The organism is Rouxiella sp. S1S-2, from assembly GCF_009208105.1.
GTDB lineage: Bacteria > Pseudomonadota > Gammaproteobacteria > Enterobacterales > Enterobacteriaceae > Rouxiella.
In genome coordinates, this window is record NZ_WFKL01000001.1 from 1094822 (window position 1) to 1113706 (window position 18885).

The 18885-nt window shown below is 51.2% G+C and carries 16 protein-coding genes and 1 pseudogene; 10 read left to right on the plus strand and 7 right to left on the minus strand.

Annotated features, from left to right (window positions below; all coding sequences use genetic code 11):
• Positions 1 to 62 precede the first annotated feature (62 nt).
• From GA565_RS05080 to GA565_RS24600, 8 genes and pseudogenes are all read left to right on the plus strand, one after another.
• Entirely contained in the window at positions 63 to 764 is a 702-nt protein-coding gene (locus tag GA565_RS05080; protein WP_152197597.1) for a response regulator, read from the plus strand.
• Positions 761 to 1948: a cell wall metabolism sensor histidine kinase WalK gene (locus tag GA565_RS05085; protein WP_152197598.1), complete on the plus strand. Its 1188-nt coding sequence runs from the start codon at positions 761 to 763 to the stop codon at positions 1946 to 1948. Before GA565_RS05080 ends, GA565_RS05085 begins: the two co-directional genes overlap by 4 nt.
• A gap of 103 nt (positions 1949 to 2051) precedes the next feature.
• A complete protein-coding gene (locus GA565_RS05090; protein WP_152197599.1) occupies positions 2052 to 3194 on the plus strand; it encodes an efflux RND transporter periplasmic adaptor subunit in 1143 nt (380 codons plus the stop codon).
• On the plus strand, positions 3191 to 6268 hold the full coding sequence (locus tag GA565_RS05095; RefSeq protein WP_152197600.1) for an efflux RND transporter permease subunit: 3078 nt from the start codon (positions 3191 to 3193) through the stop codon (positions 6266 to 6268). The genes GA565_RS05090 and GA565_RS05095 overlap by 4 nt, the downstream gene beginning before the upstream one ends.
• Before the next feature lie 65 nt (positions 6269 to 6333).
• Positions 6334 to 6402, plus strand: a pseudogene (locus GA565_RS24935) (Na+/H+ antiporter NhaA); the annotation flags it as partial.
• 161 nt (positions 6403 to 6563) lie between these two features.
• The gene (locus tag GA565_RS05105; RefSeq protein ID WP_152197601.1) at positions 6564 to 6893 is read left to right on the plus strand and encodes a hypothetical protein; all 330 of its coding nucleotides are present in this window, start codon (positions 6564 to 6566) and stop codon (positions 6891 to 6893) included.
• 503 nt (positions 6894 to 7396) lie between these two features.
• Positions 7397 to 7903 (plus strand): GNAT family N-acetyltransferase, encoded by a 507-nt coding sequence (locus GA565_RS05110; protein ID WP_152197602.1) that lies wholly within the window; start codon positions 7397 to 7399, stop codon positions 7901 to 7903.
• Between the two features lie 590 nt (positions 7904 to 8493).
• Complete coding sequence (locus tag GA565_RS24600; protein ID WP_193311877.1) at positions 8494 to 8751, plus strand: hypothetical protein; 258 nt, start codon at positions 8494 to 8496, stop codon at positions 8749 to 8751.
• Between the two features lie 85 nt (positions 8752 to 8836).
• Here GA565_RS24600 and GA565_RS05120 read toward each other — a convergent pair whose 3' ends face one another.
• Positions 8837 to 9946, minus strand: a complete 1110-nt coding sequence (locus tag GA565_RS05120) for an AI-2E family transporter (protein WP_152197603.1) — start codon at positions 9944 to 9946, stop codon at positions 8837 to 8839.
• Positions 9947 to 10023: 77 nt separating this feature from the next.
• Positions 10024 to 10548: a GNAT family N-acetyltransferase gene (locus GA565_RS05125; RefSeq protein WP_152197604.1), complete on the minus strand. Its 525-nt coding sequence runs from the start codon at positions 10546 to 10548 to the stop codon at positions 10024 to 10026.
• A gap of 184 nt (positions 10549 to 10732) precedes the next feature.
• Here GA565_RS05125 and GA565_RS05130 point away from each other — a divergent pair, with 184 nt between their 5' ends.
• Together GA565_RS05130 and GA565_RS05135 are read left to right on the plus strand one after the other, a co-directional pair.
• Entirely contained in the window at positions 10733 to 11719 is a 987-nt protein-coding gene (locus GA565_RS05130) for a fatty acid desaturase (RefSeq protein ID WP_226950910.1), read from the plus strand.
• The gene (locus tag GA565_RS05135; protein WP_152197606.1) at positions 11712 to 12467 is read left to right on the plus strand and encodes a phosphate/phosphite/phosphonate ABC transporter substrate-binding protein; all 756 of its coding nucleotides are present in this window, start codon (positions 11712 to 11714) and stop codon (positions 12465 to 12467) included. The genes GA565_RS05130 and GA565_RS05135 overlap by 8 nt, the downstream gene beginning before the upstream one ends.
• 49 nt (positions 12468 to 12516) lie before the next feature.
• On the opposite strand, the gene GA565_RS05140 is transcribed toward GA565_RS05135, so the two are convergent.
• From GA565_RS05140 to GA565_RS05160, 5 genes are all read right to left on the minus strand, one after another.
• On the minus strand, positions 12517 to 14157 hold the full coding sequence (locus tag GA565_RS05140) for an FGGY-family carbohydrate kinase (protein ID WP_152197607.1): 1641 nt from the start codon (positions 14155 to 14157) through the stop codon (positions 12517 to 12519).
• A gap of 44 nt (positions 14158 to 14201) precedes the next feature.
• Positions 14202 to 15155 (minus strand): ABC transporter permease, encoded by a 954-nt coding sequence (locus GA565_RS05145; RefSeq protein ID WP_152197608.1) that lies wholly within the window; start codon positions 15153 to 15155, stop codon positions 14202 to 14204.
• A gap of 1 nt (position 15156) precedes the next feature.
• Entirely contained in the window at positions 15157 to 16143 is a 987-nt protein-coding gene (locus tag GA565_RS05150) for an ABC transporter permease (RefSeq protein ID WP_152197609.1), read from the minus strand.
• A complete protein-coding gene (locus tag GA565_RS05155; RefSeq protein ID WP_226950911.1) occupies positions 16136 to 17677 on the minus strand; it encodes a sugar ABC transporter ATP-binding protein in 1542 nt (513 codons plus the stop codon). Before GA565_RS05155 ends, GA565_RS05150 begins: the two co-directional genes overlap by 8 nt.
• 132 nt (positions 17678 to 17809) lie before the next feature.
• A complete protein-coding gene (locus GA565_RS05160) occupies positions 17810 to 18796 on the minus strand; it encodes an autoinducer 2 ABC transporter substrate-binding protein (protein WP_152197610.1) in 987 nt (328 codons plus the stop codon).
• Between the last annotated feature and the right edge of the window lie 89 nt (positions 18797 to 18885).

The following is an 18885-nucleotide window of genomic DNA, read 5'->3' on the forward strand; positions in this document are numbered from 1 at the left end:
TATGAAGAGGCAGTGTCAATTTACTGTCGGGGAAATATTAAGAAACGGTCAAGGTAGTGAACATGCAAACAAAGCGAGTCCTGATTATTGAAGATGATGCTGATGCAGCCGACGTGCTCGACGCCTATTTAAAGCGGGAAAAATACGAGGTTGTGATTGCGGCAGATGGGCTGATTGGGCTTGAAATAGTTCAACGTTGGAAACCAGACCTTATTTTGCTTGATGTGATGTTGCCGGGAATGAGCGGAACCGAAGTGCTGTCAGCCGTGCGCCGCAAGAGTAATACGCCAGTCATTATGGTGACGGCGATGGGTGACTTGCCGGACAAGATCGGTGCGCTACGCTACGGCGCTGATGATTACGTCGTTAAACCCTACAATCCCGGCGAAGTAGTCGCAAGAGTTCAGGCTGTGTTACGCAGAACATCCTCTTTGGCAGAAAACACCGCGTCGGGATCGTTGCGCTGGCAGAATTTAGACGTTGACACTGAGGCCCTTGTCGCCAGCGTCACAGACGATACGGGAAGCTTGAACTATCTGGATTTAACCCCCACCGAGTTTAGCGTATTGACCACGCTGATGAGCGCCCCAACGCGGCCTTTCTCACGCCAGTATCTCCTCGAACGCTGCTTGCCGGAGAGTGAGGCGTTAGAACGCGTTGTCGACACCCATGTTTATAATTTGCGTAAAAAGCTGGAGTTTGCGGGTGTTAGCGACGTACTGGTCAATGTTCGAGGCGTGGGTTACAGGTTCAGACAGCCATGATTAAGGAGAATCATCAATCTCTTTGGCGCTGGATTTGCGTGCGTATTCTCATGCTCGCGATAGGTTCGGTCATCGTCATCGCTTTTTGCATGTGGATTCGTTTTGCTTTGGTGAATCTTTGGATCCTTCATCAAATGCCGCTTTCTGTGAGAAATGAACTGGGGGTATTGCTGGAAAATCCTGCGGCCAATCCGTTACGTTTTCATCAGCTTGTCGATAAATGGTGGGGTATTCAATATTCCGTTCCTTCGATTGCGTCGGCGGACTGGATAATGGTCGGCGTGTTGGTTGTTGTTACCATTCCTTTTATCCTCGTATTGGGATTACGCTCGGCACGCCCCTTATCCTCTCAATTTAGCCGCCTGGCCTCTGCGGCTGGCGCGGTATCACGGGGGCAATTTTCCACCCGAGCGGAGCCGGTAAAAGGGGCGCCCGCCGAGTTGATTCAGTTCACCGAAGACTTCAACACAATGGCGCTCAAGCTCGCTCGCTATGATAAAGAGCTTCGTACCTCTCATGTGGCGATGGCGCATGAGTTGCGCTCGCCGCTTACGGCTGCAATGGGAAGGCTTCAGGGCATGCTTGACGGTGTCTTTGAAGCAGAACCGCGGCAGCTCGAGATGGTCATGAAACAGCTCGTTCATTTAAGTCGGCTTATCGAAGAGCTGCATCTTCTCTCTCTGGCGGATGCTGGCCAGCTAAGTCTGGATAAATGCGAAGTCGATTTGGCGGAATTGCTGCGAGAGCGAGTGACGTGGTTAAAGCCTCAGTCGGCGGCCGTTGATATGAATATTTCCGTTGAGGCCGCGGGCGATTGCCGCTATGTGGGCGATCCTTTCCGTCTGGGGCAGGTCTTTACCATCTTGATGGAAAATGCGCTGCGCTATGCCTCAGAAGGCGGTGAGTTGGCGATTAAAGTCTGTCCTTTGCCCGCAGGATGGCAGATTTTATTTTGTGATCGAGGGCAGGGCGTAGAGGACGCATTTCTTTCGCAAATATTTGAACGATTCACTCGAGCGGAAACGTCTCGTGCTCGCCACTTCGGGGGCAGTGGTTTAGGTCTCTCCATTGCCCGAGCAATCTGTGAGGCGCACGGCGGTTCGATCATCGCCTATCATGCTACCGACGGTGGATTAATGGTGAGCATCGAGCTGCCTGCCAAACAACAAGCCGCCGCTGAGTAAATATGAAATAAAGTGTCTGTCTTGACGCTTCCTTGATGAAATATCCAATGAATCTGGACAGAAGCTGGATTGAATAGCGCTATATCAATTCAGGGGTTCAGTTATGACAGACACGTTTACCCACTTTGCCCGGCACGCGCTGGGCCACGTCATATCCTCATGCAAACTGACGCACTGTATTATTGCGTGCCTATTTTGCCTATTTTGCTTAGGCCTCAGCGGCTGTGGCGATAAAACGCAAAAGAAAGTGGCGTTGCCTCGCCCGGTGCGCAGTGTCGTTGCACCTCAGTTTTCATTTTCAACGTCGTTCACCCAAACCGGTGAGATACGCGCCCACGACGAGCTAACGCTGGGTTTTCGTTTAGATGGCCGCTTACTCAATCGCAAGGTGGACGTTGGGGATCTGGTTTCAAAAGGCCAGCTTCTGGCAAGCCTTGAGAGTCAGGCCAGCGAGAATCAGCTCAGTAGCGCCCGCGCCGACCTGCTCAGTGCGCGCGTGGCCGAGCGGATGTCAGCCAGTAATCTCAGGCGAATGAAAATGTTAATGCCCGCAGGGGCAATTGCTCGCGTTCAGCTCGATAACGCCACGTCCGAATGGCAGTCAGCGGCGTCGCGTCTTCAAACCAGTGAAAATACGCTAAAAAATGCACAAGATACCCTTTCCTGGACGCGGCTTGTGTCCCCGGCTGACGGTGTAATTACCCAAGTCAGCGCTTCGGTCGGGCAGGTCGTTAGCGCAGGGCAAACGGTGGTAACTCTGGCCGAATCTGGCCAACGAGATGCGGTGTTCGATCTCTCGCAAGTGCAGGTCGCGGCGCTGAAAGGTTCGGCCACCTTTAGCGTTTCCCTGCTTTCTGAACCTGCTGTTAAAACCCTCGGAATATTACGTGATGTCAGCCCGCAGGCCGACCCGCAAACCCGCACATGGCGTGCTCGGGTCACACTGGAAAATCCTCCTGCTGCTATGGTGCTTGGTGCCAGCGTGCAGGGTGCGTTGCCGGCAGTCGGGCAACGCACCCTTCGCCTTCCTGCTTCGGCGCTCACGCAGGCTGATGGGCATCCTGCCGTATTCGTGGTGAACCCAAGCCGTCTGCGGCTTGAACGTCGACGGGTGGTTATCGATAGATTTTCCTTGTCAGATATTTATATTCTCTCGGGGATTATGCCGGGAGAAATCGTGGTCACCGCCGGCGTTAGCAAGCTGCGGGACGGTGAGCGAGTGAGCCTGGGGGAGAGGGCAGAATGAGCCAAAAATCGTCCCCGTCATCGTTTAATCTTTCTGCTTGGGCTCTTGGGCATCAACAGCTGTTGGCTTTTTTTATGTTAGTCATTCTGGCTGCTGGGGTGATGTGTTATGAAAATTTACCGCGTAATGAAGATCCAGCATTCACGATAAAAACCGCCGTGGTCTCCGCTCAGTGGCAGGGCGCGACCTTACATGACACGGTTAATTTGGTGACGGATGTTTTGGAAAAAAAGCTGCAAGAGCTTCCTTATCTCGATTTTGTGGAAAGCCATACTCGTGCTGGCAGCTCGACTGTCAATATCAATCTCCGCGACGATACCCCGCCTGCTTTGGTGCCTGAAATCTGGTACCAGTTGCGAAAAAAAATGCAGGATATTTCCACTTCGCTTCCCAAGGGGGTTCAAGGGCCAGCTGTAGACGATGAGTTTGATGATACTTACGGCACCATTTATGGATTTAGCGCTGAGGGATTCACGGCGCGTGAACTACGAGACAACGTTGAGGATATTCAGCGCAGCCTCGCGTCACTCCCTGATATTGGAAAGACCACATTATTAGGGGGGCAGGAAGAGCAGATGACGATCGCCTTTTCACCGCGCCAGCTGGCCGGTATGGGGATCACTCTCCAGCAGGTCACGGAGGCGTTGAAGCAACAAAACGCCGTGGCGCCCAGCGGCACATTGCGTAGCGACCGCGAAAATATTGCCCTGCGCGTAAGCGGGGCGCTGAACGCGCAGCAAAGTCTTGCTGGCATTACATTGTACATTGCGGGTCACTACATTCCCCTCACCGATATCGCGTCGATTAGCCGTCAAAGTGAGGACCCCCCCGCGCCTGTTTTCAGAGTGAACGGCAAACCCGCCATGGGTCTTGCCATCTCAATGGCTAAAACCGGCAATATGCTTAGCTTCGGCCAGGCACTTAACGCGCGAATGGAGGATATCGGCAACGGGCTTCCTCACGGCATCGATATGACGAAAGTAGCCGATCAGTCTGCTGTCGTAAAACATGCCGTAGACGGTTTTGTCAGAGTGTTGACTGAGGCTGTCGTCATTGTGTTGGCGGTATCTTTTGTCTCATTGGGGATGCGGGCTGGGCTTGTGGTGGCGGCGGCCATTCCCTTGGTGCTGGCGATGACCTTTATCGGGATGATGTTGGCGGGTATAGGATTGCAGCGCATTTCTCTCGGCGCGTTAATCATCGCATTGGGTTTGATGGTCGATGACGCAATGATAACGGTTGAAGCGATGGTCTCGCGACTGGAGGCTGGGGATACCCGCTGGCAAGCCGCGACTTGCGCCTTCCAAACCACGGCGTTCCCCATGCTCACCGGCACGCTGGTGATGATCGCTGGTTTTATTCCCGTAGGATTCGCCGCATCCAGCGCGGGGGAATATTGCTTCTCTCTGTTTGCTGTAGTGTTGATTGCGCTGCTGTGTTCCTGGGGGGTGGCGATAGTGTTCTCTCCGTTAATCGGGAACTGGCTATTGCCGTCGAGCATGAAGATTCATCACCTTCGACCAGGTAAGGTGATGCGCTTCTATCATCAACTCTTGCAGGCAACATTGGCGCATCGTATGGCTACCCTCGGGCTTGCCGTCGCGCTTCTCGGGTTGGCATCCTATGGCACAACATTTATGCAGGGCGAGTTTTTCCCTTCCTCAGACCGGCCAGAACTGTTAATCAGCCTGACACTTCCTGCCAATGCGTCTCAGGCAGAAACGCAGCGGCAGACCGAAAGGTTGGAAAAAATCCTCAAAGGCAATACGTACGTTGATCATTTCTCTAGCTACGTGGGGTCTGGCGCCATACGTTTTTATCTGCCAATGGACGTCCTGCTTGATAATGAAAATACGGCGCAGTTAGTGGTGGTGGCCAAAAACCTCGATGACAGAGAGCGGCTCCAGCATCAGCTTAACCTCATAATGATAAAATATTTCAATGATATAACGACGCGAGTTTCCCCTTTGGAACTCGGGCCGCCGGTGGGATGGCCGTTGAAATATCGCGTTAGCGGGCCAGACTATGACAAGGTTCGCCGCTTGGCTCAGCGTCTTGAGATGGAAATAGGGAATAACCATTCTACACGTGAGGTAAATTTAACCTCGGGCGAGCCGGAGAGGGTGATAACACTCAAGGTGAATCAAACGGCCGCAAGGGCGGCGGGTGTTTCCTCAGAAAGCCTGGCTAACGAGCTTAATACTATTTGGTCGGGAAGTGTCGTGACCACTGTTCGGGATCAAGACCGGCAGATTAATGTGGTTCTGCGGGCAAACAACAAGGAAAGGCAAGACCTTGATACACTTTCAAGCCTGAGAGTCACCTCGAAAAATGGAGGTAAGATCCCCCTAAGTCAGGTCGCGCAGCTTGAATGGGGAGTGGAAGATCCTATTATATGGCGTCGCCAGCGCATGCCGTTTATCACCGTACAAACGGACTTGGCTCCGGGACTGCATGCTGAAACTGTTTCTGAAGAGCTCGCGCCCATTGTTAGGCGCATGCAAGCCAGCCTGCCGTCTGGTTATCGTATAGAGGAGGGAGGAACCGTTGCCGAATCAGATAAGGGAAATGCGTCAGTTTATCGGGTTCTACCTCTAACACTGTGCATTATGCTGGTATTGCTGATGATTCAATTACAGAACTTTTCTCGCATGTTCATTGCATTGGCAATGGCGCCTTTTGGACTCATTGGAATTGTATTGGCAATGTTGCCCACTGGAACAGCAATGGGATTTGTTGCTTTGTTGGGGATCATCGCTTTATCGGGAATGATTATTCGCAACGCCGTGATTTTAATCAGTGAAGTGGACAATAATTTTCGCCAAGGGATGGCACGCCAAGCCGCCATAATCTCTGCTTCCTTGCATCGATCGCGTCCAATACTCCTTACCGCTTGCGCAGCGATTTTGGGCATGGTGCCCATTGCGGAACAGGTTTTTTGGGGCCCGATGGCCTACGCAATCATGGGGGGGTTGCTGGTTGCCACGTTGATTACGCTAACGGTACTTCCGGCTTCTTTGAGTCTTATTCTACAGCTAGAGCAGAAATGGCGTGACGGGCGCAATAACAAGTAAATCGCCACCGGCAGTCGCGTTCCCGCTTCATTGAAAATATTTTTGTCAGCGCTGGCAATACTTACAGCTCATGGCTGCAGCGATACGGCGTATCGGTGCTCTGTGGTATCGGCTTCACCATGAGTTTGTTCATTTCGCGACACCACTGCTGTGGTGAGTTATGGTTCCGAAAGAGTATGAAGAGGCCAAGCTCACGAACCCCTTTGTCATTTTCAGCTCTATCTTAAATCGCAAAACCTGAAAAATGTGCCATCCTGTATGCGTGTACCTAAAATAGCTCATAAATGAGGGAATCATGAAAAAGACAATTTTGGCATTATCCGCACTTCTTTTGGCATCGCCTGTTTTCGCCGCTACTACAGCTACTCAGGCAACTGACGACACGGTAGCGCAGGCAAACAAGGGTGCTGACACGGCAAAAGAGAAGCTGCATCATGCGCAAGATAAGGGTGCAGAGCTGAAGCTAAAGTCTAAACATGCTGCAGAAGGCAAAGCGGGCACTACCGGTAGCAAAGTGACTGAAGGCTCCCAAAAAGCATGGCATAGCACTAAGCAAGGTACAGAGAAAACTTGGGATAAAACCAAGCAAGGCGCGGAAGACCTGAAAAATAAAGCCACTAACTAATCAAGAGTTATCACGCTAAACGAGGCCGGATATCCGGCCTTTATTTTTGCCTGCGATTTACGAGTGGCAGTTAGATAAATTCCCAGCAGACTGTAAAATACGCTTGATTAACCTAAGCCTTAAACAGCACTTCACAGGTAAACCAACATAAAAAGTTGAGCGTAAAATGGGTGGCAATCATCAGGGTGAAGAGGGCGCATACGGCCATCAAACTGCGTGATTGAAGCGCGCGCTTAAAAAGACTTTTATGTACGGTAACTTTGCAGTCCCAGTCCGTGGGATATTTTCCATTCATCGTGTTTATTACGTATTAATCTTTTATATCTATTTCGAATAACTTAGATCCTACACGCAGCGGCCCCTCCTTGCCACCCTGATAAACGTACAGTGTTTACTTGCTGCCCCTGAAACGTTGCTCCGAGTAAAATTAATCTTTAATATCAGAACAGATTACAAAATAGACAATTGATAGTTATCACTTTCTGCTCTTTGTTGGAGACCCCATGCCTCTTTCCCTTCGTATTGCCCAGCTTCATGATGCCGCTTTATTAAATAGTCTTGGTTTTACAACTTACCCCTTCGCGCATCTGTGGACCTCGAAAACCGAGTTAGCTCACTTTCTGGAAAGCGAATATGCTTTGCCCGTGGTTGAACACAGCCTTAGAGACTCTGCCGTGTGTTGGTTAATCGCTGAAACGGACAGGCCGATAGGCATCGCCAAGTTGACTTGGCACAGTGAGATAGCCGGCGAGGCGCTGGCAGGAACGCGACTTAATAAGCTGTATCTCAGCCCAGAAGAAACCGGTAAGGGATATGGCAGAACGATTTTTGATGAAATAACGTTGATGGCGAGAGCGCATGGGCAGACGTTTCTCTGGTTGCAGGTTCTGCAACAAAATACGGGAGCTCGCCGCTTTTATGCGTCTTTAGGGATGAAACACGTTAAAGATGAAATTTTCTCTTCGGCGACACAGCAAAGTATTGTTCATATTATGGGTAAAAGTCTTTAATTAATAATGAGTTGTTTTGGTTTTTGAGGCAAAAAAAAAGCTCGCGGGAAGGCGAGCCATACAAAATAGATCAATTAAACAAAATTCCATTGGAATGTCTGTCAACATTCGGCGCGCATAATACAGGTATAGGTTGATTTTGCCCAGCACGGCGCGTAAGTTTTCATCATTTTAGTGTGTAAAGTTTGAACTACTGAAAGTTCATAAATGTGTACGAAAATAAGAAAAAGTGACTGACAAAAAGAGAATTGAGAATCATTTATATATGAAGTGGATATTTTTAGCTGTTTTGTCCATCGAATAAAACCGCTGTGCTGCAATAAAGAGCCATTCAACCTCGCAGGGAAAGTCTAACTTATTTATAAATATAGGTTTTTTTATTACGAGTTTCAGCAAAATAAATTGTCGCATTAAACTAAACCCGATAAGAATCAGTTTCCACCCATCTGTTTGTTAAATGTGAGCTAAACGTGGTAACGAAAGACAGTCGCGCAAAAAACCGCCTTCGCCCCAAGAGGCTGCATGGATACAGGAGAGGGCGCTATAATATTTTCATAACAGATTTTCTGAAAGTTACCCTTCGAGGCGTTATGAAAAGAATATTGAGCATTCTTCTGCTGTCATCACTGCTGGGGTTATCCTTTGGCTCTTATGCGAGCCAACCTACGCAGCCAGCCCAGCCAAGGCAGCCGGGACAGCCGCCGCAACCCCAGCAGCCGCCCCAACCGATTCAACCCACGCAGCCGACACAACCGACGCAGCCGGGACAACCGATAGACCCGACTCAGCCGCAACAGCCAAACTGTGCACCCGGGAATCCGTCGAAATTACCGACCTGCCCGCGGTAAGGTCATCGCTTATACTCCAGCCTATCCAATAAAAAGGCCCTGATATTTTTCAATACCAGGGCCTCAATCTCTAACGACTCAATGCTCAGCCCTCAGGCGGTGCTTTGCCGTCTTCGATAAACTCTTCATTAATCTCTTCAATATTGCCCTGATTATCGCGGCCGGAAAGGATGTTCCAGCAGGCAATAAACAGTGCGGCAATCAATGGGCCAATCACGAAGCCATTAATTCCGTAAACTTCCATACCGCCCAGCGTGGCGATCAGAATCAGGTAATCAGGCATCTTGGTGTCTTTACCCACCAGCAGTGGACGTAGAATATTATCCACCAGTCCGATAACCACCACGAAGAATACGACAATGAAAATACCCTGCCACAACATGCTGGAGGCAAAGAAGAAGATAGCGGCCGGTACCCAGATAATCGCCGAGCCCACGGCGGGGATAAGTGACAGGAAGGCCATCAGCGCGCCCCACAGCAGAACGCCATCGATACCGGTTATCCAGAACGCCAGTCCACCCAATGCACCCTGAACCAGTGCCACCACCACAGTGCCTTTAACCGTCGCGCGGGATACGGCGGCGAATTTAAGGAACAGATGATGTTTAACGTGTTTGGACAGTGGCAGTGCTTCGAGGATCAGGTTCACCAGATACGACCCGTCTTTAAGCAGGAAGAACAGCAAATACAGCATGATGCCAAAGCCTACAACAAAGCTGAACGTGCCTTTACCGATGAGGAACACGCTGCCTGCCAGATACTGACTGCCTTTTAGCGCAAATCCTGAGAGTTTCTCTTGAATACCCGAAGCGCTGTCAAGATTGTATTCGGCCAATGAATGCTGCGCCCACACCGGCAGATGCTGAATAACATCGGCAATAATGGTCGGCAACTGCGTATTGTTATGCTGAAGTTTGGTATAAACCACGTTGAATTCAATCGCCAGCGATGAGGCAATAATAGCCAGCGGTGTGAATACGATCAGGCAGATAACCAGCAACGTCAGTAATGACGCAATACCGTTCTTGTCACCCAGAGAGTGCCTGATTTTGGTTTTCATTGGATGGAAGATAATCGCCAGAATAGCCGCCCACAGCACGGACGAATAGTACGGCTGAAGTACGTCCATAAACGCCATAGTGACAATGAAAAGTATCAGGATAAAAAATCCCTTCGATAACCCATTTACGCGCATTTGTTTCCCCTGAAACTTTATTTTTGTTCACGAACTATAGAGCGAAGTTACGGCTTTGCAACTTTGCAGACGAAGATTCAGTATTTCCTCAAATGATAAATAAGGTCATCGTGATATTCGCCGTTGATATAAAACCCGTCTGTGATGATTTCACTCAGGCTGAACCCGTTATTTTCCAGTAGTTTGCTGGAGCCTGAGTTGCCCGCCAATACGGCGGCCCGCAGTGAGGTAATAATAGTGTTGCTGAATGCAAAATCTATCACTGCCTTGAGTGCTTCGCTGGCGTAGCCTTTTCCCTGAGCCTGTTGAATCAGTGTATAACCGACTTCAACCTCTGAAACCTCTCCCTCAACGGGCTTAAAGCCGATATTGCCGAGCGGAACGGACGTTAAACGGTCCCTGATGATGAAATCGAGAGCGTGCACAGAGCCTGGCTGCCAATGGTGTAATCGACTCTCAAACCGCGTTCGGTCGGCCTCGTCAGAGCCAATCTCTGCGATGTATTTCATCAGGTGCGGATCTTTGCGCATTTGCAGAAAGAACGGCCAGTCACTCTCGCAGAGTCTGGTTAGCGTTAAGCGGGGGGTGAGTAGCTGGATCATAAGTCCCTTTATATAGGTTCTATTCTTACTTGATACACTACGACATCCCTTTCAAACAGACCACCGCAATGTCGACATGCGGCATAAGCAATTTGCCTCATAAGCAATGCTTTTTAAGTTTGTTGTTATTACTGCACAAAAACTGCATTTTGCCCTCTTTAACGCCAGGCAGGTAACGCCCAGAGTGAGTGGTAAAAAGAGCGCCCATTATTTGCACCCGCAGCAAAGAGATTACATCCGTCATTTATCCCAATCCTGGCTTTGGCGCAGTGAACTCCCTACCTGGACTCTGGTGGTGGTTATTTACACGGGCTGGTTTGCGACGCTCGCCCATTGGCAAACGCTGGGGCTTATTCCCGCTACCCTGCTACTGATTTGGTTTACCACCTGGTATATGTCTTTGCAGCATGAGTTAATTCACGGCCATCCCACCCGTTCGCCGTTATTTAATCAGCTGTTGGGGTTAATGCCGCTGGCCGTCTGGTATCCCTATGGTCTGTACCGCGATTCGCATTTACAGCATCATCGCGATCAGCATCTGACGTTTCCTGATGAAGATCCCGAAACCTATTATTTCTCTCCGGCGCGTTGGCGCAGATTTTCACCTTTGCAGCGTCGGATTATCATTATTCGTAATACCTTTCTCGGAAGAGTCGTGCTCGGACCGGCTATCGATATTGTGCAAACGCTCGGCAGTATGCTGAAGGCATTTCGCCGCGCTGACCTCAAGGCGATGACCATGTGGCTGATTCACGGCGTGCTGCTGGTGGCGGTATTTGCGTGGATGCACCACGTGGGATTTTCTATTCTCTATTTCCTGCTGGCAGTGAGTTATCCGGCGTTGAGCCTGACTAAGATCCGCTCATTTCTGGAGCACAAAGCCGCAGATGACCCGCAGGCGCGATCGGCTATTAACGAAGCATCCTTGTTTTGGCGATTACTTTTTCTTAATCTGAATTATCACTCGGTGCATCACAATCTTCCGGGCGTGCCATGGTACGGACTGCGTAAAATCTATATGCAGTATCGAGACGGCTATCTGCAGCTCAATCAGGGATTTCTGGTGGGCGGATACCGTGAATGGCTGCGGCGATTTTTATTTCGTTCGGTAGACGTTAAGGCGCATCCGGGCCAAACCTCTCTCAGCAAGGAGGCCGATAATCATGAGTAACGCCGTTGCCCTGCCGATGTATGCCGTAAACCCGCCCGACGTAGAGGCGCTGTGGTCAGCGCTGCGCAAAATTTTGCTCGAGCAGGGCACGATATTACAAAATCGAGAGCTGCATTGGCCTGACAATTTGCTTGAACACTGGCTGCAGCCGCAGCTGTTGCTCAGCCAAACCTGTGGTTATCCGCTGGTGACTCGCCTCCCAGACGTACAGCCGGTGGGGTGTTTTCACTATGCTGCCCCGGGCTGTGAGGGGATAAGCTACCGCAGTTTTTTAGTGGCACGCCAAAAAGAGTTAGGCGCACATCTGGCCGATTTCAGGCAGCGCACCGCAGTGTGTAATAGTGATGATTCTCAGTCGGGCTATAATGCCCTGCGTAAAATGGTTGAGCCGCTGAGTAAAGAGAGCTGCTTTTTCCGTGAGGTTATTTTTAGCGGCAGTCATCGGCAGTCGTTGCTGGCGTTACAACAGAAAGAGGCCGATATTGCCGCCATCGACTGTGTCACCTTTGCGCTGTTAAAAAAGCATCAGCCGCAGACGCTGGCGCAGTTGAAAATAATCGGGGAAACGCCGTTAACCCCCGGTTTGCCGCTGATTACCGGACCCCAAACGTCCGTCAGTCAGTTGGCAGCGTTAAGAAGCGCGCTGCACCAATTGGTTACCGATCCTCAGTTTAAGCCGGTGTGCCGCGCAAATCTGATCGCAGGATTCAGTGACGTTAGCCGTCAGCAGTACGACGTCATCCTGTAAAAAAAAGAGAGGCGGCCCTAAAAGAGCCGCTACCACAAGGTTGCCTTCGCTAGATATCTTCCCCCTTCATCAGACGTCGATACTTCATATGGTCGTCATAAAGCGCGTGAAACACCTTATATTTTCGGTCGTAATACTCTTTTATCTTGTTGGTTTGCGGCGTCACCGTCTTGCCGATGCGGCTCATGGCGGCCATTGCCTCCGGCAGTGACTCATAAACACCTGCGGCCACGGTGCCCATCATTGCGCTGCCGAGCAGCATGGCTTCGCTCTCTTCCGGCAGCAGCATGGCGCAGCCGGTGGCATTGGAATGTTCCTGTACAAACACCGGATTTTTGGTGCCACCGCCGCTGGCCATCATGGTGTCAATGGCATAACCGCTCTGGTTCATGGTCTCAATAATATGCCGCGTGCCCAGCGCCAGCGCCTGAATGGTGGCTAAATAGTGCAGCGCCATGTCCTCCGGCGTGCGCGACAGTTTTAGCCCAGTCAGGGTGCCGGTTAATGTTGGGTTAGCGCGAGGCGAACGGTTGCCGTGGAAGTAGGGCAGCATGTGAATATCTTTGGTCAGAAAAGCGATATTCTCAGGTTCACCGGCCATTTCACGCAGCAGCGTATTAAGGGTTTCATAAATCGTTTTGCCGCGCTCTTTGCTCTGTTGCAGCAGGCTGGCATAGCAAGGATGTGATTGAATGACATGGTCTATGAGCGCACCCGTGGTCGATTGACCGCCTTCGTTGAGCCAGTAATCGGGTAGCAGCGCGGAAAAGTACGGACCCCATATGCCGCCGATATAGCGAGCGGACCGCGACATTGCCATGTGCGCCGTTGAGGTGCCGCCAATGAGTGCAATGCGATGGTCAAAATCGGCGGTCTCGCCCGATGCGCCGGATGCCCCAAGAATGCCGAGGCTACCCGCGTGGGCATCGATAATCGAGACGCTGACCGCCGTACCCGGCATCAGGCCCAGCTCACGTGCGGCGCGCGGCGTTAAACCGTGCCCCAGCGGCTGACCCATGGTTTTCACTTCGCTACCAATTTTTGCCGCGTTGTTCTCCAGCAAATCTTCCAGTCCGATCTGTTTGAAATAGCTGGTGTCCCAGCGGTCTTCGTGACCGACATAGGTCCATTTACAGACGGTCGAACACAGCGAGCGAGCGGTGTCCTGTGTGGCGCGCCAGGTCAGGAAGTCGGGTAAATCAAACAGATGCCCTACATTGTTCCAGGTTGTTGGCATGTGCTGCTTGAGCCACAGTAGCTTCGGCGTCTGCATCTCAGGTGAAATAATACCGCCGACGAATTCCAGCACACGATGCCCGGTGGCGTTAATTCTTTCGGCCTGGGTGATGGCACGGTGGTCCATCCAGACAATAATATTCTGCTCGCTGCGGCCCGAAGGGCTCACCGTCAACGGTTTACCCTCTTTGTCGAGCACGACCAGCGAACAGGTTGCATCAAAGCCCATGCCTTTAACCTGAATCGGGTTGATATCGGCCTGATTCATCGCATCTTTTACCGCGTTACACACGGCGGCCCAAATTTCATCAGAGGATTGTTCAACAAAATCGGCTTTCGGACGGTATAAGGTGATGTCGCGGCTGGCCTGACTGACCATATGTCCTTTTAAATCAAACACGCCTGCGCGAGCACTGCCTGTTCCTACATCCACGCCAATAAAATAACTCGCCATGTTTTGGTCCTTATCTCTTTGTAATCAATGTCTTTTAAGGTCGATTATGATTTACGATTTTGTAATGCAATAAACAGGATGAGCACGCCGCCCCACAGCGCCATGGTCAGATAGCTGCTGACGCCCATCAGATTCAGGCCGCTTTCCAGCATCTGTAACACCACCAGCGCCAGCACCAGGCCAATCACTCGCCCAAAGCCGCCGTCGGGGTTAATTCCACCCAGTACCGAAGCCAGAATCGTCACCAGAAGATACGAGTCGCCGTAACCGGCCTTAGCGGAGTTGAATTGTGACATCATCAGTAACGCCGCGGCCCAGCCAAACAGCGCCGACAGCACATACACCACCAGCGTCACGCGGTGGGTTCTAATACCGCTAAAGCGCGTTGCCTGCTCGTTAGAACCCATTAAATACAGGCTGCGGCCGAGCGTGGTGTGCTCGAGCACTATCCACAGTAAAAATGCCACCAGCAAAAACAGCACCAGCGCGATAGGAATACCCAACAGACTGCCACTGCTCAGATACTGAATAGCGGCCGGAAAACCGGAGATAACGGTTCCGTTGGTCAGCAGAATATTCAGGCCGGCAATCAGGGTCATGGTGCCCAGCGAGGCGAGGATCGGTGAAACGCCAATATAGGCAATCAGCGAGCCGTTGAGCAGGCCAATTACCCCCGCCACCGCCAGCCCGGCAAGCATCGCCAGCGCAAAAAACAGCGGCTCATTAGGATGCGCGACCAAAATCGCCGCCATCACCAGCGAGCAGGCGTTGGCTCCGGCAATCACCGACAGATTGATACCGCCAGTTAACATGGTGATGCCCATTCCCAGCGCCAGCATGCCTAAAATTGGCAGCTGTGAAGAAATAGACTGAAAATTGCCAAGACTAAAGAAACGCCCACCCAGAGTGAAAGAGAACAGCAGGGCGACGGCGACAATAATCAGCAGCTGCAAACGGATGATTCTGTCACCGGGGATAAAGCGGGTTAATGTGCTCATGTTAAATGCCCTTCGCCAGTTTGCGTTTTTCATTCCACGCGGTGCTGCTGATACTTATCAGAATGATCGCGCCGCTGAATACCTGGTGCCAGTAGGAGGAGATCGAGAGCAGCGTCAGGCCGTTCTGCAGGAACGCCAGCAGCATCACGCCCAGAATCGTGCCAGTTAACGAGCCTCGCCCACCGGTCATGCTGGTTCCGCCCAGTACCACCGCCGCCAGCACCGTCAGCTCAAAGCCGAGCAGTGAGTTAGGCGCAACGGACTGGGTGATTTGTGCCTGAACGACCGCCGCAATACCCGCGAGCAGTCCCATAAAGCCATAGACATAAAAATGCAGTCGCAGAATGTTCAGGCCCAGACGCGAGGCGGCGTCGCGGTTGCTGCCCATCGCATAGATTTGTCGTCCTATACGGGTACGGTTCATCAGCACGCCGGTGGCGATAATCACGCCCAGCAAGCTGAGCAGCGGTAGCGTCAGGCCATAGTCGTAGCCGTCGGCCCCCTTGAACGAAAACCAGTTGATGCCGTTCATAAACCAGTCGGGGAAGCCATAAAGCCAGGTACCGTTGGTGAAATAAACCAGCAGTCCGTAGTACAGATTCAGCGTGGCGATGGTGATGATAATCGCCGGCACCCGCAGCCAGTAGACCAAAAAGCCGTTGACCAGCCCGAGCAGCAGCCCCACGCCCATGGCCATGGCAAAAGCGACCGGGAAGCTGCCGCCGTGATGAATGATATAGCTGGCCATCACATATTGGCCTATCGAGGTCATCGCCGGGAATGAGATATCAATACCGCCGGCGATCAGCACCACGAACAGCCCGCAGGCCAGAATGCCGAGAATGGCGTAGCTGGTGGCGACGTCGGTCAGGTTGCCCAGCGATAAAAACTCTTTGGTGCTAAGGCTCAGGCCAATGGCCAGCAACAATACCAGCACCCCCAGCCAGAACTCGTGTTGAGACAAGGCCTTACGAAAATGATTACGCATTGATCACCTCTGCAATCTGCGCTTCGCTGCACTGATGCGGCGAGAATTCAGCAACCAGCTCACCTTTGCGCATCACTAACACGCGGTGGCTGTTGTAATAGGCTTCGGGAATTTCGTCGCAAATCATTAATACCGCCATGCCAGACTCGGCGAGGTCGCGGGCGATGCGATAAATACCTTCCTTATTTGCGATATCCACGCCCACGGTCGGCGAATCGAGGATAAGAATATGCGGCTCGGTAGCCACCCATTTGGCGATAGCGATGCGCTGAGCATTACCGCCGGACAGGGTTTTGACCGGCAATGCGCTGTCAGAAACTTTAATATTCAAGTCTCGGATCAGGTCTTTCACCACCGATTTGGCCTTGCGATGGTTCATCAGGCCGCTGGGTTTTTGCAATTTGTTAAAGATGGAAACCAGCGTGTTGTCATAAATCGACTGCTCCATGATAAGCCCCTGCGTCAGCCGGTCCTCTGAAACGTAGGCGATGCCGTTGCGAATAGCGTCACGGTTGCTGCGAAAACTCACCGCTTTACCATTAATGCGGATCTCGCCGCTGTCCGGCTTGGTCATGCCAAACAGGCTCAGACACAGCTCGGTGCGCCCGGATCCGAGGAGGCCGATTATCGACGTAATTTCCCCCTGACGCAGCGACAGTGAAATATCCTGATATTGACCGGCGCGCGTCAGGTGGCTGACTTCAAGCAGTGGCGTCACCTCGGCGGGTGCGCGCTGCGGCAGATGACTGTAGCTAAAGCGCTGCCCCGTCATCAAAAACGCCAGTTCGTTGCTGTCGAGTTCGCTGGCCGGATAGGTGCCCACCAGTTTGCCGTCGCGCATGACGCTAATACGGTCGGCGACTTCCATCACTTCATCAAGACGGTGACTGACAAAAACTACGCAAATATTGGCAGCCTTCAGTTCGTTCACCACCCGCAGCAGGCCGTTGACTTCGGTACGGGTTAGCGAGGCGGTAGGTTCATCCATAATGACCAGGCTGGCATCGGCGGCAATAGCGCGGCAGATTGCCACTAATTGACGATCGGCAATCGACAGTTTTTCGACTTTGCGATCGGGGTCGAGAGCCACGCCGACGCGTTTCATCGCCGCCAGCGCTTTTTGCCGCATCGCCTCTTTATGCACCCAAAAGTCGCCGCCGGGAAGGTAGCGGTGAATAGCAATATTTTCGGCAACGGATAAATTAGGGAATAATGACAAGTCCTGATAAATAACCTGAATTCCGTAATAAGACGAGAGCTGTGGCGTCAGTGAATTAAATAACTTGCCGTCCAGCATAATAGCTGCGCCTTTTTCTGGCTGATAAACGCCGGAAATAACTTTAATAATTGTACTTTTTCCGCAGCCATTTTGACCGGCCAGACAGTGAACCTCACCTTTATTTAAAGTCAGCGTGATATCATCCAGCGCTAATACGCCGGGAAACTTTTTGCTGATATGTTCGAGGCTGATTAATGCCTCGGACGGGGAAGTGGAATGACTCACGTTGGAATCAAGCGTCGCAGAACTGTTCATCGACATTTTCCTTACCACATCTGGTGATATATCGGTGCGGGTTACGCACCGACATATTAAAATAACCTAATTAAAATGATTTATTAAAATCCATTTAAAACTATCTCAAACTACGGTGAGTCTATTTTTATTTTAGAAACCTAAGGTTTTCGCATTATCGGCTGAAACTTCAAGGATGCGATTAAAACGAATTACGCCGGTATCCATATCCACGTCAGCTTTGCCCAGTCCGTCAATGGTCAAGTCTTTAGTGACGGCTTTACCCTGCAGCATCTGATCGGCCAGGCTTACCAGTGCAAAACCGGCGTCTTTCGGATCCCACAGCAGCACTTTTTTAATGTCGCCGCGAGCCAGGTATGGCGCGGCCTGCGCAGGCATGGCTATGCCCACTACGGCGATTTTATCTTTGGCACGTTTCTGCTGAATTGCCTGACCGGCACCGATTGGGCCCAGAGAACCAAAACCAATAATACCTTTCAGGTCCGGATGCGCTTTCATTAAATCAAGCGTGGTGGAGTAAGACTTATCAATGCTCTCGGCCACCGGCAGGCGTGAGGTCACTTCATGCATATCAGGATATTTTTCTTTTTGATATTTAATGGCAGTATCTGCCCAGGCGTTATGTAATGGCACGGTCAGTGAGCCAACATAAATAGCATAGCCGCCTTTGCCGCCCATTGCTGTTGCCAAGGCATCCATATTGGCTTGCGCATATTTCTGGCTATCAATAGTTTCGATATCCCATTGACCAATTCGCTGGTCAGGAGATTCATTGGTTAATACGACGATACCGGCATCACGGGCCTTTTTAAGCACCGGCTCTAATACTTTGGCATCGTTGGGAACCACAATAATGGCGTCGACTTTTTTGGCGATTAAGTCTTCGATAACTTTTACCTGCTGAGCAGGATCCGGTGTTGATGCACCCACTTCGTAGGCATTAACGTTTAATTTGGTGGCGGCTTCTTTCACACCGACTTCCATGCGGGTGAACCACGGAATGCCGGTGACTTTAGCGACCACGGCAATATCGTAAGGTTTGGCGGCAAAGCTTGGCGTTGAGATCAACATGCATGCAGAAATTACACATGCATTGATTAATGCGAGGTTAAATTTCATGGCTGTACCTTTGTTATGTGTAGGGTGGTTATTTTTTCCACACCACGAGATTATCAAAGGTCTCAACCACCCATCGTTTAAAAGTTAAA

Bases quoted from the DNA above. Each gene is read 5' to 3' on its own strand.
- GA565_RS05155 (WP_226950911.1), bottom strand. From the start codon at position 17,677: ATGAACAGTTCTGCGACGCTTGATTCCAACGTGAGTCATTCCACTTCC.
- GA565_RS05095 (WP_152197600.1), top strand. From the start codon at position 3,191: ATGAGCCAAAAATCGTCCCCGTCATCGTTTAATCTTTCTGCTTGGGCT.
- GA565_RS05090 (WP_152197599.1), top strand. From the start codon at position 2,052: ATGACAGACACGTTTACCCACTTTGCCCGGCACGCGCTGGGCCACGTC.
- GA565_RS24600 (WP_193311877.1), top strand. From the start codon at position 8,494: ATGAAAAGAATATTGAGCATTCTTCTGCTGTCATCACTGCTGGGGTTA.
- GA565_RS05125 (WP_152197604.1), bottom strand. From the start codon at position 10,548: ATGATCCAGCTACTCACCCCCCGCTTAACGCTAACCAGACTCTGCGAG.
- GA565_RS05150 (WP_152197609.1), bottom strand. From the start codon at position 16,143: ATGCGTAATCATTTTCGTAAGGCCTTGTCTCAACACGAGTTCTGGCTG.
- GA565_RS05160 (WP_152197610.1), bottom strand. From the start codon at position 18,796: ATGAAATTTAACCTCGCATTAATCAATGCATGTGTAATTTCTGCATGC.
- GA565_RS05085 (WP_152197598.1), top strand. From the start codon at position 761: ATGATTAAGGAGAATCATCAATCTCTTTGGCGCTGGATTTGCGTGCGT.
- GA565_RS05140 (WP_152197607.1), bottom strand. From the start codon at position 14,157: ATGGCGAGTTATTTTATTGGCGTGGATGTAGGAACAGGCAGTGCTCGC.
- GA565_RS05120 (WP_152197603.1), bottom strand. From the start codon at position 9,946: ATGCGCGTAAATGGGTTATCGAAGGGATTTTTTATCCTGATACTTTTC.
- GA565_RS05080 (WP_152197597.1), top strand. From the start codon at position 63: ATGCAAACAAAGCGAGTCCTGATTATTGAAGATGATGCTGATGCAGCC.
- GA565_RS05105 (WP_152197601.1), top strand. From the start codon at position 6,564: ATGAAAAAGACAATTTTGGCATTATCCGCACTTCTTTTGGCATCGCCT.
- GA565_RS05110 (WP_152197602.1), top strand. From the start codon at position 7,397: ATGCCTCTTTCCCTTCGTATTGCCCAGCTTCATGATGCCGCTTTATTA.
- GA565_RS05145 (WP_152197608.1), bottom strand. From the start codon at position 15,155: ATGAGCACATTAACCCGCTTTATCCCCGGTGACAGAATCATCCGTTTG.
- GA565_RS05135 (WP_152197606.1), top strand. From the start codon at position 11,712: ATGAGTAACGCCGTTGCCCTGCCGATGTATGCCGTAAACCCGCCCGAC.